The sequence below is a fragment of the Stenotrophomonas sp. NY11291 genome, from assembly GCF_023277365.1.
GTDB classification, from domain to species: Bacteria; Pseudomonadota; Gammaproteobacteria; order Xanthomonadales; family Xanthomonadaceae; genus Stenotrophomonas; species Stenotrophomonas geniculata.
Window position 1 is genome coordinate 3,436,438 of the sequence record NZ_CP096975.1, and the last position, 14,766, is coordinate 3,451,203.

General features: G+C 66.5%; 12 protein-coding genes and 1 tRNA gene. 4 read left to right on the forward strand and 9 right to left on the reverse strand.

Features of this window, described 5'->3' with window-relative positions:
* Positions 1-6: 6 nt before the first annotated feature.
* A complete protein-coding gene (gene rng, locus M1L61_RS16095) occupies positions 7-1,494 on the reverse strand; it encodes a ribonuclease G (RefSeq protein WP_049454682.1) in 1,488 nt (495 codons plus the stop codon).
* Positions 1,487-2,095: a Maf family nucleotide pyrophosphatase gene (locus M1L61_RS16100; protein ID WP_029379848.1), complete on the reverse strand. Its 609-nt coding sequence runs from the start codon at positions 2,093-2,095 to the stop codon at positions 1,487-1,489. The genes rng and M1L61_RS16100 overlap by 8 nt, the downstream gene beginning before the upstream one ends.
* Positions 2,096-2,226: 131 nt before the next feature.
* Between M1L61_RS16100 and M1L61_RS16105 the strand changes: the two genes are divergently transcribed.
* The 4 genes from M1L61_RS16105 (at position 2,227) to M1L61_RS16120 (ending at position 8,421) form a co-directional block, all read left to right on the forward strand.
* Positions 2,227-2,964: an SIMPL domain-containing protein gene (locus M1L61_RS16105; protein ID WP_006382138.1), complete on the forward strand. Its 738-nt coding sequence runs from the start codon at positions 2,227-2,229 to the stop codon at positions 2,962-2,964.
* 217 nt (positions 2,965-3,181) lie between these two features.
* Positions 3,182-3,832, forward strand: coding sequence for an energy transducer TonB (locus M1L61_RS16110; RefSeq protein WP_019338627.1), 651 nt, complete (start codon positions 3,182-3,184; stop codon positions 3,830-3,832).
* Positions 3,833-4,023: 191 nt separating this feature from the next.
* Positions 4,024-6,861: a TonB-dependent receptor gene (locus tag M1L61_RS16115; protein WP_019338628.1), complete on the forward strand. Its 2,838-nt coding sequence runs from the start codon at positions 4,024-4,026 to the stop codon at positions 6,859-6,861.
* A gap of 138 nt (positions 6,862-6,999) precedes the next feature.
* The gene (locus M1L61_RS16120) at positions 7,000-8,421 is read left to right on the forward strand and encodes a basic amino acid/polyamine antiporter (protein WP_248853775.1); all 1,422 of its coding nucleotides are present in this window, start codon (positions 7,000-7,002) and stop codon (positions 8,419-8,421) included.
* Between the two features lie 128 nt (positions 8,422-8,549).
* Here the strand turns inward: M1L61_RS16120 and M1L61_RS16125 are convergent.
* The 7 genes from M1L61_RS16125 to leuS form a co-directional block, all read right to left on the reverse strand.
* Positions 8,550-8,626: transfer RNA gene (locus M1L61_RS16125), tRNA-Asn, on the reverse strand.
* Positions 8,627-8,648: 22 nt separating this feature from the next.
* A complete protein-coding gene (rlmH, locus tag M1L61_RS16130; protein WP_005418108.1) occupies positions 8,649-9,119 on the reverse strand; it encodes a 23S rRNA (pseudouridine(1915)-N(3))-methyltransferase RlmH in 471 nt (156 codons plus the stop codon).
* A 64-nt stretch (positions 9,120-9,183) separates the two neighbouring features.
* Positions 9,184-9,594 (reverse strand): ribosome silencing factor, encoded by a 411-nt coding sequence (rsfS, locus tag M1L61_RS16135; protein WP_005418109.1) that lies wholly within the window; start codon positions 9,592-9,594, stop codon positions 9,184-9,186.
* A gap of 58 nt (positions 9,595-9,652) precedes the next feature.
* Complete coding sequence (gene nadD / locus M1L61_RS16140; RefSeq protein WP_171955189.1) at positions 9,653-10,318, reverse strand: nicotinate-nucleotide adenylyltransferase; 666 nt, start codon at positions 10,316-10,318, stop codon at positions 9,653-9,655.
* Between the two features lie 3 nt (positions 10,319-10,321).
* Positions 10,322-11,359 carry a DNA polymerase III subunit delta gene (gene holA / locus M1L61_RS16145; RefSeq protein WP_043402706.1) on the reverse strand — a complete coding sequence of 346 codons (1,038 nt, stop codon included), beginning with the start codon at positions 11,357-11,359 and terminating at the stop codon, positions 10,322-10,324.
* 9 nt (positions 11,360-11,368) lie between these two features.
* Positions 11,369-11,953 carry an LPS assembly lipoprotein LptE gene (gene lptE / locus M1L61_RS16150; protein ID WP_191863395.1) on the reverse strand — a complete coding sequence of 195 codons (585 nt, stop codon included), beginning with the start codon at positions 11,951-11,953 and terminating at the stop codon, positions 11,369-11,371.
* 136 nt (positions 11,954-12,089) lie between these two features.
* A complete protein-coding gene (gene leuS / locus M1L61_RS16155; protein WP_248853776.1) occupies positions 12,090-14,732 on the reverse strand; it encodes a leucine--tRNA ligase in 2,643 nt (880 codons plus the stop codon).
* Positions 14,733-14,766 lie beyond the last annotated feature (34 nt).

The following is a 14,766-nucleotide window of genomic DNA, read 5'->3' on the forward strand; positions in this document are numbered from 1 at the left end:
CGAGGATCAGAGCAGAACAACATCGAATTGCTCCTGCAGGTACTGCTCGTCCGCCTGGAAGCGGATGCTCTTGCCGAGGAATTCCTCCAGCTCGGCCACCGCCGCGGATTCCTCGTCGGTGATGCGCGCGACCACCTTGGTCGAGGCGATCACCAGCAGGCGCGCGGCATCGAACTGGCGCACGGCACGGGTGATCTCGCGGAAGATCTCGTAGGTCACCGTTTCGGTGGTCTTGATGCTGCCGCGGCCGCTGCACTGCGGGCAGGTTTCCGACAGCTGGCGCTCCAGGCTTTCCACCGTGCGCTTGCGGGTCATCTCCACCAGGCCCAGCGGCGAGAAGTCGTACACCGTGGTCTTGGCATGGTCACGGGCCAGCGCCTTTTCCAGCGTACGCAATACCTGGCGGCGGTGCTCGGCATCATCCATGTCGATGAAGTCGATGATGATGATGCCGCCCAGGTTGCGCAGGCGCAGCTGCCGTGCCACCGACTGTGCCGCTTCCAGGTTGGTGCGGAACACCGTCTCTTCCAGGTTGCGCTGGCCGAGGAACGAACCGGTGTTGACGTCGATGGTGGTCATCGCCTCGGTCTGGTCGATCACCAGGTAACCACCGGATTTCAGCGGCACCTGCTTGTCCAGCGCGCGGCCGATCTCGTCCTCCACCCCGAACATGTCGAAGATCGGGCGATCGCCGCTGTACAGCTCGATCTTCTCCGCCAGCACCGGCATGTACTTGGCAACAAAGGCCTGCAACTGCGCGAAGGTCTCCTTGGAGTCCACCTTCACCTTGTCCACATCCTTGCGGATCAGGTCGCGTACCGATCGCAGCGGCAGGCTCAGGTCTTCATAGATGTTGCTGCACGAGGCCGCTTCGCGGCCACGACGCTCGACCACGTTCCATACGCGCGACAGGTAGGCGATGTCCTCGGCGATGGCTTCGGCCGGCTGGCCCTCGGCATTGGTACGCACGATGTAGCCGTAGCCCCCGTGCTGCGCCGACAGTTCGGTCACCAGCGCCTTCAGGCGCGCACGCTCGGTTTCATCCTCGATGCGCGCCGACACGCCCACCACCTTGGACTGCGGCAGCAGCACCATGTAGCGCGAGGGAATGCTGATCTGGGTGGTCAGGCGGGCGCCCTTGGTGCCGATCGGATCCTTCACCACCTGCACCACGATGTCCTGGCCGTCGCGCAGCAGCTCGACGATCGGCACGCTGGACGGCGGCGGCAGCGTGGTGTTCTCGGTGTCGGCACTGGCTACCGGCGCCGGCCGCACCACGTCGTTGGCGTGCAGGAACGCGGCACGCTCCAGCCCGACTTCGACGAAGGCCGCCTGCATGCCGGGCATCACCCGCTGTACCTTGCCCTTGTAGATGTTGCCGACCACACCCCGGCGCCAGCCGCGCTCGATGTGCAGTTCCTGCAGCATGCCATTTTCGATCACCGCGACCCGGGTCTCGCGCGGGGTCACATTGACCAGGATTTCCTCAGACATCGGCAGCCTCCCTGGCGGCATCGGCAGTGGGGGCCGGCACGCCACAGCGCGCCAGCAAACGATCGGTGTGCAGCAACGGCAGCCCCATCACCCCGGAGTAACTCCCGGACAGGTGCTCGATCCAGCGCTCGGCCCCGCCCTGGATGGCGTAGGCCCCCGCCTTGTCCAGCGGTTCGCCGGTGGCCACGTAGGCGGCGATGTCGGCGGCGTCGATCGGGGCGAAGGTCACTTCGGAAATGACCAGCTCGCTGTCCAGCCCGTCCGCGCCGACCACCACCACCGCGGTCATCACCTGATGGGTACGCCCGGCAAGACGCGCCAGCATCGCCCGCGCATCGGCGGCGTCGGTGGGCTTTCCGAACACGTCGCCGTCCAGCACCACCTCGGTGTCCGAACCGAGCACCCGCGCCTGCGGGTCATCGGCCAGCACCCGGGCCAGGCCGGCGCGCGCCTTGTCGGCGGCGACCCGGCAGACATACTGTTCGGCGCTTTCAGCGGGCGCGCGCTGCTCGACGACCTCCAGGTCCAAGGCTTGGAAGGGGCGTCCGAGTCGGGCCAGCAGCTGGTTGCGTCGGGGGGAGCGGGAAGCAAGGTAGAGCATCGGCACAGCATAACCTGAGGCTGCCACCTGAATCGTCGGCAACCCGTTCTGGAACGCACTCAACCCCGAACGGGCTCACAGCGCGTTCATCGCTACGACACCACCCTCAACGGCACAACAAGGAGTTCTCCATGCGCCTGACCGCCACCCCGCTGCTGCTCGCCCTGTCCCTCGCCCTTGGAACCTCGATGACCGCCCATGCTGCCCCGTCGTCGCCGTCGATCGCCGCTCCGGCCGAAGGCACCCTGCTGAACATCTCGGCCAACGCCGAGGCCACCCGCGTGCCGGACGTGGCCACCCTGTCGGCCGGCGTGGTCACCCAGGCCGCCGATGGCAACAGCGCCATGCGCCAGAACGCCCAGCAGATGGACAAGGTACTGGCCGCGATCAAGGCCGCCGGCATCGCCGAGCGCGACGTGCAGACCAGTGGCGTCAGCCTCAACCCGCAGTACCGCTATGCCGACAACGAAGCGCCGAAGATCACCGGCTACCAGGCCAGCAACACGGTCAGCCTGAAGGTGCGCGACATCGCCAAGCTGGGCAAGGTGCTGGACGCACTGGCTGCGCAGGGCGCCAACCAGATCAATGGCCCCAGCTTCGAGATCGACCAGCCGGAACCGGTCTATGACGAAGCCCGCCTGGCTGCACTGAAGAAGGCCCAGGCCCGCGCCCAGACCTATGCAAAGTCGCTGGGCCTGCAGGTGCGCCGCATCGTCAGCATTTCCGAGAACGCCGGCGGCGGCTACCGCCCGATGCCGATGATGCGGGCCATGTCGGCCGGCGCGGCGATGGACAAGGCCACCCCGGTCGCACCGGGTGAATCGACCGTCTCGGTCAACCTGGACGTGGTGTTCGAACTGGGTCGCTGATCCCGTTCGTCATTGCCGGCAAAGGCGGATCCCGCAGGGGATCCGCCTTTTTTCATGTCCGCAGCCGGCACTGGCTGAAGGCCAGCCCAACGATCGCCCCCCTGCCTCTAGGCAGTGGCCGCCATGTCGCGCTACTGATGGACTGCCAGCCGCGTGCGGCAACCCCGCCACGGGCCCTGGTGCGTTGAGGACTTCGTCACTGGCATGGAGGTGGACCATGGTTCGTACGTATCCCGTTGCATCCCCGCAGTTCGACCCCGCCCGCGTTGCCGCCTGGAGCGCGGCCATCGCCCTGCATCTGCTGGCCTTCCTGCTGCTGCTGATCCCGGCGACCTACCAGGCTGTGCAGGTCCCGCGTGACAAGACTGCGGTCAGGCTGATCGAGAAGATCCCGCCACCGCCCACGCCGCCGGTTCCGATCCCGCCGAAAGAGATCGTCCAGGTGGTGCCCAAACCGCGGACGCAGCCGGTGGTACCGCCGCTGCCCGCACCCACCGCGACCGTAGAGGAAACCCAGGGCATCGCACTGCCGGCCGCCGAACCGGCCCCGCCCCAGCTCGCACCGAGCATCGATACCGCCACACCACTGGCCGGCGCCCAGCTGCAATACCGCAGCGCCCCGCCGCCGGCCTACCCGCTGGCGGCACTGCGCAACCGCGAGCAGGGTACGGTGCTGTTGCGGGTAGAGGTGGACACCCACGGGCAGCCGGCGGTGGTCAGCATCGAGCGCAGCAGTGGCTCGCGCAGCCTGGACCAGGCCGCACGCCAGCAGGTGCTCAGGCACTGGCGCTTCGAGCCGGCCCAGCGTGATGGCGTGGCCGTGCCGGCCATCGGCATGGTGCCGGTGCAGTTCTCGCTGCCGGACTGAAGTGATCGCCGGCCCGGCCATCTGCCGGGCCGGCCCTTCCGTCCGGGCGGGCACGGACGGAACAGGATCAACTGTTATTGATTAAGCAAAAATTCACGACTTCGTCACCCGCCGGAAACCTAGATTGGTCCGTCCCGGAATCTACCGGAGACAGCCCTCAACGCTACGGTTTTCCAGTTAGGAGAGAAGCTGTGAAACACCTGATCCAACGGCCCGCCAGCCGCCGCCGCACCACCCTGGCATCGTCCATCACCCATATCCTTACCGGCGGCACCCTGCTGCTGGTTGGCGCCGTGGCTTCCACCTCCGCTTTCGCGCAGGAGAAGGCCACCAACCTGGACCGCATCACGGTCACCGGTTCGAACATCCCGCGCACCAACACTGAAACACCGTCCCCGGTGCAGGTGGTGACCCGCCAGGAAATCGACCGCACCGGCAAGACCACGGTTGCCGAGTACCTGCAGACCATCACCGCCAATGGCGCCGGCTCTATTCCCAAATCGTTCGGCAACGGCTTCGCCGGCGGTGGCGCCGGCATTTCGCTGCGTGGCCTGGGCGCGGGTTCAACCCTTGTCCTGTTGAATGGTCGCCGCATGGCCACCTACGGCCTGGCAGATGACGGCCAGAAGGTCTTCACCGACCTGAGCACCATCCCGCTCGACGCCGTTGAACGCGTGGAAGTGCTGAAGGACGGCGCCTCGGCGATCTATGGCTCCGACGCCATCGCTGGCGTGGTCAACATCATCCTGCGCAGCGACTTCCAGGGCGCGATCCTTCGTGGCTCCTACGGCCTGTCCGGCGACAGCGATGGCGATACCAAGAAAGCGACCCTGACCGCCGGTACCGGCGACATGGCCACCGACGGATGGAACGCCTTCTTCAGCCTGGATGTCGGCAAGAGCGACGCGATCAAGATCAGCGACCGCAAGAACCGCAAGTGGATCGGTACCGGCGACACCCGCCAGTGGGGCTATGGCAACAATGCCCAGTTCCTGGGTGGCGCCTTCCTCAGCGGCAAGACCCGCGGCGGCGTTGGTCCCAATGGCTCGGTGTACGACGACCGCAATGTCACCGACACGAATCCGGCCACCCTCGTGCCACTGCCTGGCTGCCAGGGCCTGACCACCATCGGTGGCCAGACCGACGCCTCGGTCGCCGCGCAGGGCTGCCTGTGGGATCCGGCACAGCTGTATCGCGACATCTCGCCGGAAGAGAAGTACGTCAATGTGTTCGGCCGCGCCAGCTTCGCGTTTGGTGAAGGTGGCGAGATCTACACCGAGATCGGCTACTCGAAGAAGGAAACCACCTTCAGCAACACGCCGTCCGCCGCGTCCGGCGGCTGGGGTTATCCCGGCGGCCCGGTCAACGGCAACAGCGGTCCGGGCGCCGTGGTGCTTGGCCCCAATCATCCTGACCGGCCTGCCGGCCTCGGTACCGGCCCGTTGCGCCTGCGCTACAGCGCTTGGGACGTCGGCCCCCGCGTGACCGACAACACCAACGAGTTCAATCGTTTCCTGGTCGGCGTCAAGGGCAACTGGGGTGACTGGAGCTACGACACCGCCTACCTGCACTCGGGCACCGACCTGGTCAACGAGCGCACCGGCTTCCTGCGCTACAGCGCCGTGAAGTGTGCACTGGGTGACGCGAACTGTGCCGGTGGCGTATGGCGCATCGGCGACAACGCCAACCTGAACTCCCAGGCGCTGTACGACTACATCTCGCCGAAGATCAGCGCACGTGCCAAGTCCAGCCTGGACATGTTCGACTTCACCGTGTCGCGCAGCCTGATGGACCTGAAGGGTGGCCCGCTGGGCCTGGCGATCGGTACCGAGTGGCGCAAGACCAGCAACAGCCTGACCCCGCAGACCTACACCGACACGGGTGACATCATCGGCCTGGGCTACTCGGCCTATGACGGCACGCAGAACGTGTACGCCGGTTACGTCGAACTGTCGGCACCGGTGCTGGAGCAGTTGGAACTGTCCGCTGCACTGCGCTACGACAAGTATGAGAGCGGTGAAGGCAAGGCCACGCCGAAGCTGGGTGTGAAGTGGACGCCGGCCGACTGGATCGCCCTGCGCGCCAGCTACGCCGAAGGCTTCCGTGCGCCGAACCCGGCCGAGAACGGCGATGGTGGCCTGGCCGCCTTCTCCACTGCCTCGGATCCGATCCGTTGCCCGGACGGTGAAAACCCGGCCCCGGGTGCTTCGCCGGACGACTGCGGCTCGCAGTCGGTTGCGATCATCACCCGCCCGAACAAGGACCTGAAGCCGGAAGAGTCGAAGAGCTACTCGGTGGGTATCGTGCTGCAGCCCACCCGCTCCACCTCGTTGACCGTCGATGCCTGGGAAATCAAGCGCACCAACGAGATCGCCCAGGGCGATACCGATGATGCGATCCGGGCTGGCAATGTCCTGCGCGACAACAACCTGCTCAACGGCGTCGCCGGTACCGGCAGCATCCTGGCCGTCAACACCGCCTACATCAACGCCAGTTCCTCGCGCGTTCGCGGTATCGACACCGACATCCGCCAGACCTTCGACATCGGCCCGGGCCAGCTGGAGATGGATCTGCAGTGGAGCCACCTGCTGAAGTTCGAGCGCACCAGCGGTACCAGCACCGATGACTTCCTGGGCACGCACGGCAACTGCGACGTGACCAACTGCATCGGCACGCCGAAGGACCGCATCAACTTCGGTACCACCTGGAAGCAGGGCCCGTGGAGTGTCAGCGGCGTGGCCAACTACATCTCCAGCATGGAAAACACTGACAAGCGCGGCGGCAAGTACCAGTTCTTCTATGCCGATGGATCGCCGGTGAAGAAGATCTCTTCGTTCACCACCTTCGACCTTTCCGGCCGTTGGGCAATCACCGAAGCGTTCGAGCTGAATGCTTCGGTCGAGAACGTCTTCGACCGAATTGCTCCGCTGGATCCGCTGACCTATGGCGGCGTGAACTACAACCCGATGCACTTCAGTGGTGCCATCGGCCGCTACTTCACCGTCGGTGCCAAGTACACCTTCAAGTAATACAGGCAACACGCTTCAACGCAGCAACTTCGAAGGCCCGGGCAACTGCCCGGGCCTTCGTCGTTCTGCCCCTTGCAGGCATGTTCACGGGCACAGGGCTACCGTGTGCACGCGGCATCACCGCCGCAGGGGATCTCCATGGCCGCGACATCGCAGCGCTTGGGCCTGCCCGCGTTGACTGCACTGGTGGTCGGCTCGATGGTCGGCGCCGGTATCTTTTCATTACCACAGAACGTAGCGCGCAGCGCCGGTCCGGCCGCCGCGCTGATCGGCTGGGCGGTGAGCGGCGCGGGCATGCTGATGCTGGCGTTCGTGTTCCAGGCGCTGGCCAACCGTCGACCGGATCTCGATACCGGCATCTACGCATACGCGCGCGAGGGCTTCGGCAATTACATCGGCTTCTCCGCTGCGTGGGGTTACTGGGTTGCCTCGGTGCTCGGCAACGCCAGCTTCTTCGTGCTGATCTTCAGCGGCCTTGGCCACTTCATGCCCGTGTTCGGCGAAGGCAATACCCCGGCCGCCGTGGCCGCATCGTCATTGCTGTTGTGGACGGTGCATGTGTTGGTGCTGCGCGGCCTGCGTACTGCAGCCATCGTCAACGGCCTGGTGACCGTGGCCAAGCTGCTGCCGATCGCGCTGTTCCTGATCCTGGCCACCGGCGCGTTCCGCATGGACGTGTTCCGCGCCGATTTCCTCGGCACGCCTGCACTCGGCGACCTTGGCCAGCAGCTGCGCGGCATGATGCTGGTGACCGTGTGGGTGTTCATCGGCATCGAAGGCGCCAGCATCTATTCGCGGCGCGCGGCACGCCGCGCCGACGTGGGTCGCGCCACGGTGATCGGCTTCCTTGGCGTGTGGCTGCTGCTGGTGCTGGTCAGCCTGTTGTCGATGGGCGTGCTGTCGCAGGCGGAACTGGCCGGACTGCCCAATCCGTCGATGGCCTATGTGCTGCGCGCCATTGTCGGCGAATGGGGCGCGACGGTGATCATCATCGGCTCGATCATCTCCGTTCTCGGTGCATTGTTGGCCTGGGTGCTGCTGTGCGCCGAAGTGCTCTATGCCGCCGCAGGTGACGGCACCATGCCCGCCTTCCTGGGCCGTGAGAACGCGCGCGGCGTGCCGGCCAATGCACTGTGGTTGAGCAACGGCCTGATCCAGTTGTTCCTGCTGCTGGTGCTGGTCAGTTCCGGCAGCTACACCGGGCTGGTGCTGCTGGCCGCGTCGATGAGCCTGGTGCCCTACTTCCTGTCCACGGCATTCGGCGTGCAGCTGGCTTGGCGCGGGCAGGCCTATGCCGGTGAGCCGGGTGTGCGCTGGCGTGATTTCGGAGTAGCACTGCTGGCCAGTGCGTATGCGCTGTGGCTGGTGTATGCCGGTGGCCTGGACAACCTGCTGCTGTCGGTATTGCTGTACGTGCCCGGTGTGGTGTTGTTCGCACTGACCCGGCGCCAACGCGGCGAACAGGTATTCACGCGATGGGAATGGGTGCTGTTCGGTGCGATCCTGATCGTGGCGATCGCCACGATGGTGGCGTTCTGGCGAGGAGCGCTGGCGCTGTAGAGCCGAGCCCACGCTCGGCTTCGCACAGGCAGCCGAGCACGGCTCGGCTCCACAACAGCAGTCGAGCAAGCTCGACTCCACAAAGACGCAAAAAAAAACCTGCATCTCGCGATGCAGGTTTCTCAAGGTGGCGCCCGAAGTTGGACTCGAACCAACGACCCCCTGATTAACAGTCAAGTGCTCTAACCGGCTGAGCTATTCGGGCAGACGACTAGTATAACCACTCTTCACGCGCGATGGTAGGGGTGATTGGCAATCATTGCGGCAGCTCGATACAGCTGCTCGGCCACCACCAGGCGTACCAGCATGTGCGGCAGCGTCAGCGGTCCGATCGACCACTTCTCGTCGGCCAGCGCGGATACTTCCGGCGAATGCCCTTCCGGACCACCGATCAGGAACGCCAGGTCCCTGCCCTGCCCGCGCCAGTGTTCCAGGCGCTGTGCCAGCTGTTCGGAACTGAGCTGGCGACCCGGCACATCCAGCGCCACCACATAGGCATTCTTCGGCAGCGCAGCGATCACCCGCTTGCCTTCATCTTCAGTGGCGCGGCGCGGATCACGGCCTTTGCCGCGCAGGCCGGGCTCGATTTCCACCAGCTCGAACGGCAGCCAATGCGACAACCGCTTCTGGTATTCGGCGAAGCCCTGCGCCACCCAGCTGGGCGCGCGTTCACCGGTGGCGATCAGACGGGCTTTCATCAACGGTCCTCCAAAACGTCGACGGCGCCATCGGCGCCGTCGAGGGGATGCGTCAACGTGCGGCTCAGGCCACTTCGTCGTCGCTGGACGGCGGCTGGTCGCCGACGGTCCACAGGCGCTCGAGAGCGTAGAACTCACGCACGCGCGGCAGCATCACGTGGACGATCACGTCGCCCAGATCGACCAGCACCCACTCGGCTTCGCGCTCGCCTTCCACGCCCAGCGGCATCACGTCGATGTTCTTGGCGAAGCGCACCACTTCATCGGCAATCGACTTGACGTGGCGGGTCGAGGTGCCCGAAACGACAATCATGTAGTCGGCAACGCTGGACCGGCCGCGCACGTCGATCTCGACCAGGTCCTTGGCCTTCAGGTCTTCGGTGGCTTGACGGACGCTGGCCAGCAGTTCCGGCACGGACGGCGGCGGGCTGGGCAGATCGACCTTGATGGTCTGGGGCTGGGTCTGGTTGCTCAAAGTGGATCGACTCGATAAACGTGGGGGCGATTATACGGGGATGGCGCCGCTACGCCATTCACGCTGTGGCCGGGCGGTACAGCCCGTGTGCAGCCACATAGTCCGCCACGCCGGGTGGCAGCAGGGCGCGCCAGGGGCCGCCGCCGGCGATCTGCGAACGCACGGCGCTGGCCGACTCCTCGCGCAGCGGGTGGTGCAGGCGCAGGATGCGCCCGGCCGGGCTGGCGAACAGGGCCTGCTCGGTGTCGGCCCAGCGCCCTTCCAGCGCCCGGCCCAGCTCTCCATCCACCGCAGCCTGCAACGGGCTGCCCGGGCGCTCCGCCACCACGAAATGAGCCAGCCCGAACAGCGCCTCCCACTCGTGCCAGCGGGACAGGCCAAGCAGGCTGTCGGCGCCGACCAGCCAGGCCAGCGGCCGGCTCGGACCCAGCTCGCCACGCAGCTCGCGCAGGGTGTCCACGGTGTAGGACGGCCGACCGGGGAAACGCGCTGCACGGTCCAGCTCGCGACGGTCCAGCAGCAGACCCGGTTCGTCGCCGATGGCCAGAGACAGCATGCTGCAGCGCTGTTCGGCAGTGGCACCGGGCACCGCTCGGTGCGGCGGGTCGGCCGCCGGCAGCATGCGCACGGCAACCTGCAGTTCGTCGCGGGCAGCCCGCGCGATCGCCAGGTGCCCGAGGTGCACCGGATCAAAGGTGCCCCCGTAATAGATCCGCAGGCTCATTGCTCAGGCCCGCGCCAGCAGGCGCACGGCACGCGGTTCGGCCACGGCCACCAGCAGGCGCTCCAGCGCCAGCCAGGCATCACCGTCGGCGCGCCCCTTGGCGATGCGGTCGACCAGCCCGGCTTCGGCCACGAAGCGCTCCCAGCGCTTGCTTTCCGGATGCCGCTGCAGCGCGCGCTTGTACGGCGCCTGCCGCGACTCCCAGATGCCGCGCGATTTCATTTCGGCGGCCAGGTTGCCGCCACGGGCCTGCACCCGGGCCAGGCCTGCACCCGCCAGCAGTTCGCGGATCACCATCGGCATCAGTGCAGCCACCGCCTCACCCTCGCCGCGCAGGCCGGCCAGCATGCGCAGCACCGCCGGCGGTTGCCCGGAGAACGTCGCCTCCACCAGCCGGAACACGTCATAGCGCGCGGCGTCGGCCACCAGCGATTCCATCCGTTCCACGTCCAGCGGCTGGCCGTCGGCCAACAGCGCCAGCTTGTCGATTTCCTGGGCGGCAGCCAGCAGATTGCCTTCCACCCGCTCGGCCAGGCGCTGCACGGCGGCCGGGTCCGCGCGCAGGCCCTTGCCACGCAGGCGGCGCTCGATCCAGTCCGGCAATTCGTGCGGCTTGATCGCCCAGGCCACCGACAGCACGCCGATGCGGTTGACCGCCTCGGCCCACTTGCCCTGGTGGGCCTTGCTCCATTCGTTGGCGGTAATCATCAGCACCACGTCCGGCGCCGGATTGGCGCAGAACTGGCTGATCACCTCGGCCCCGTCCTTGCCCGGCTTGCCGCTGGGCAGGCGCACCTCGACCAGGCGGCGGGCGCTGAACAGGCTGGGCGCGTTGAAGCTGGCGTCGAGCTGGTTCCAGTCGAAATCACGGCCATCGGCATCGAACACTTCCCGCTCGCCGATGCCGGCGGCGCGCGCGCGCGCGCGGATGGCGTCGGCCGCCTCAAGCACGCGCAGGGTTTCCGGGCCGGCAATCAGGTAGACCGGCGCCAGCGCGGTATCAGCGCCCTGGCTGGCCAGCTGCTCCGGACGCAGTTCCATCGTCGCGACTCAGCGCTTGGCTGCGGGAACCGGCCCGGCCGGCTCCACGCCTTCAACCGGCTTGTCCTTCGGCGCCGACAGGCTGCCGCCCTTCTCGATCTCGGCACGCACCACGCTGTCGATGCGGCGGATGATCGAGGCGGACATTTCCCGGCGCAGTTCATTGGCCAGGATTTCACGTTCGGTGGTGGTACCGGTGGCGTCGGTCGGCGGTGACACGTAGTCGCGCGACAGCTCGATCACCTGCTGTGGCACCAGCTCGCTGCCGTCTTCGCGACGGAAGATGAAGATCACCGCGTAGCGCAGGCTGTATTCCTGCGCACGGCCCTGCGAGTCGATGGCGATCGGCAGGTCGCCCCAGCGTTCGGACAGCACCTGCAGCTGGGTACTGGGTTCCTTGCTGTCCTCATCGGCCAGCCTTGCGCCGGACGCCAGCAGGCTGCGGTTGAGCAGCTTGACCAGTTCGCTGTACGGCGCAGTGGAAACCACCTTCACCGGTGCCGTGTCGGTCGGCAGCATCAGCTTGTTGCGCAGATGGAAACCGCAGCCGGCAAGGCCGAGGACAAGAACGAGGGCAAGCAGGATTCGGGTCATGGAGACAGTCTGGCGGAGCCGGGCGATCACGGCAACACACAGCGTGCCCGAAGCCGCGTGAATGCAGGGCCATCAAACGCTTGGCCCTGCACCGGAATGGCACCGGCCACCATACGGGTGGCCGGTGCGGGGTACATCAGGCGGCGACGATGTTCACGATTTTGCCGGGCACGATGATGATCTTGCGCACCGTCAGGCCTTCCATGAACTTGGCCGCGTTGGGCTCGGCCAGGGCCAGTGCCTCGACCTGCTCGCGCGCGGCGTCGGCCGCCACGTCGATGGTGCCCCGCAGCTTGCCGTTGACCTGCACGGCCAGGGTCAGCGCGTCGCGCACCAGCGCACCGGCATCGGCCTGCGGGAACGGCTGGTCTTCCAGCAGGGTCTCGCCGTGGCCCAGCACCTGCCACAGGGCATGGCTGGCATGCGGGGTAATCGGGTTGAGCAGCAGCACGACGGCCTGCAGCGCTTCCTGGCGCACCGCACGCCCCTGCGCACTGCCGTCCTCGAACTTGGCCAGCGCGTTCATCAGTTCCATCACCGCGGCAATGGCGGTGTTGAAGCTGTGGCGGCGGCCATAGTCGTCACCGACCTTGCCGATGGTCTCGTGGGTCTTGCGGCGCAGTGCCTTCTGGTTGGCATCCAGTGCTGCAACATCCAGTGCCGGAGCGGCACCGTCGGCAGCATGCTTCTGCACCTGGGCCCACAGGCGGCGCAGGAAGCGGGCCATGCCATCCACGCCGGCTTCGTTCCACTCCAGCGACTGTTCCGGCGGCGCGGCGAACATCGAGAACAGGCGCACGGTGTCGGCGCCGTACTTGTCGACCATCGCCTGCGGGTCCACGCCGTTGTTCTTCGACTTGGACATCTTCTCGGTGCCACCGACCACCACCGGCTGGCCGTCGGCGATCAGGGTGGCGCCGGTGATGCGGCCGCGCTCGTCACGCTGCACGTCCACATCGGCCGGGTTGATCCAGTCCTTCGAGCCGTCCGGGTTCGGGCGGTAGTAGGTCTCGGCAATCACCATGCCCTGGCACAGCAGGTTGCGCGCGGGCTCGTTGCTGTCCACCATCCGCGCGTCGCGCAGCAGCTTGTGGTAGAAGCGGAAATACATCAGGTGCAGGATCGCGTGCTCGATGCCACCGATGTACTGGTCGACCGGCAGCCAGTAGTTGCCGCGCTTGTCGACCGCGTCACGGGCACCCGGCGAGGTGTAGCGGGCGTAGTACCAGCTCGACTCCATGAAGGTGTCGAAGGTATCGGTCTCGCGCTCGGCCGCACCGCCGCAGTCCGGGCAGGTGGTCTTGCGCCATTCCGGATCGGTCTTGATCGGCGAACCGGTACCCGAGAACGCCACGTCCTCCGGCAGCACCACCGGCAGCTGTTCTTCCGGCACCGGCACCGCACCGCACTTGGCGCAGTAGATCACCGGAATCGGGCAGCCCCAGTAGCGCTGGCGGCTCACGCCCCAGTCGCGCAGGCGGTAGTTGACGCGGCGCTGGCCCTGGGCCTTGCGCTCGAATCGTTCGGCCAGGGCTTCGAAGGCGCCCTGGAAATCCAGGCCATCGAACTCGGCCGAGTTGACCAGCTCGAAGGCACGGCTCTTGTCGCTGTACCAGTCCTGCCAGCGGCTGCCATCCCAGGTGCGCTCTTCTTCGGTGCGCGCATCCTTCAGCGCGATCACCTGCTTGATCGGCAGGCCATACTTGTTGGCCACTTCGTTGTCGCGCTGGTCATGCCCCGGCACGGCCATCACCGCACCGGTGCCGTAGCCCATCAGCACGAAGTTGGCGACCCACACCGGTACCGGCTCGCCGGTGACCGGATGCAGCGCACGCAGGCCGGTGTCCATGCCGCGCTTTTCCTGGGTTTCCAGCTCGGCCTCGGACACACCGCCCTGCTTCAGGTCGGCCAGCATCGTGGCCAGTTCCGGGTTGTTCTTCGCCGCATGCAGCGCCAGCGGATGTTCGGCGGCGATCGACACGAAGGTCACGCCCATCACCGTGTCCGGGCGGGTGGTGAACACGCGCAGCGGATCCAGCATGCCGCCGTCTACATCACGCACGTCGAACTGGATTTCCAGGCCCTCGGAGCGGCCGATCCAGTTGCGCTGCATGGTCTTGACCGATTCCGGCCAGCCGTCCAGCTCGTCCAGGCCGTCCAGCAGTTCCTGGGCGTAATCGGTGATGCGCAGGAACCACTGCGGGATCTCGCGCTTCTCGACCAGGGCGCCGGAGCGCCAGCCGCGGCCATCGATGACCTGCTCGTTGGCCAGCACGGTCTGGTCGACCGGATCCCAGTTCACCACCGCGTTGCGGCGGTAGGCCAGGCCCTTGCGCATCAGGCGGGTGAACATGCGCTGCTCGTGGACGTAATAGTCCGGGCGGCAGGTGGCGAACTCGCGCGACCAGTCGATGGCATAGCCCAGCGACTTCAGCTGGCTGCGCATGTGGTCGATGTTCTTGTAGGTCCACGCCGCCGGCGCGGTCTTGTTCTTGATCGCGGCGTTTTCCGCCGGCAGGCCGAACGCGTCCCAGCCCATCGGCTGCAGCACGTTATGACCCGTCATGCGCTTGTAGCGGCTGATCACGTCGCCAATCGTGTAATTGCGCACGTGGCCCATGTGCAGCGCACCGGACGGGTACGGAAGCATCGACAGGCAGTAGTACTTCGGCTTGTCCGAAGTCTCGTCGACCTCGAAGGCACGGGTGGCGTCCCAGTACTGCTGGGCGTCGGATTCAACCTGCTGCGGGTCGTAGGCGTTGGTTTCAGCGCTGGTCATGGAACACGCGGTTGCGGCGGCAAAGCGGTACAGC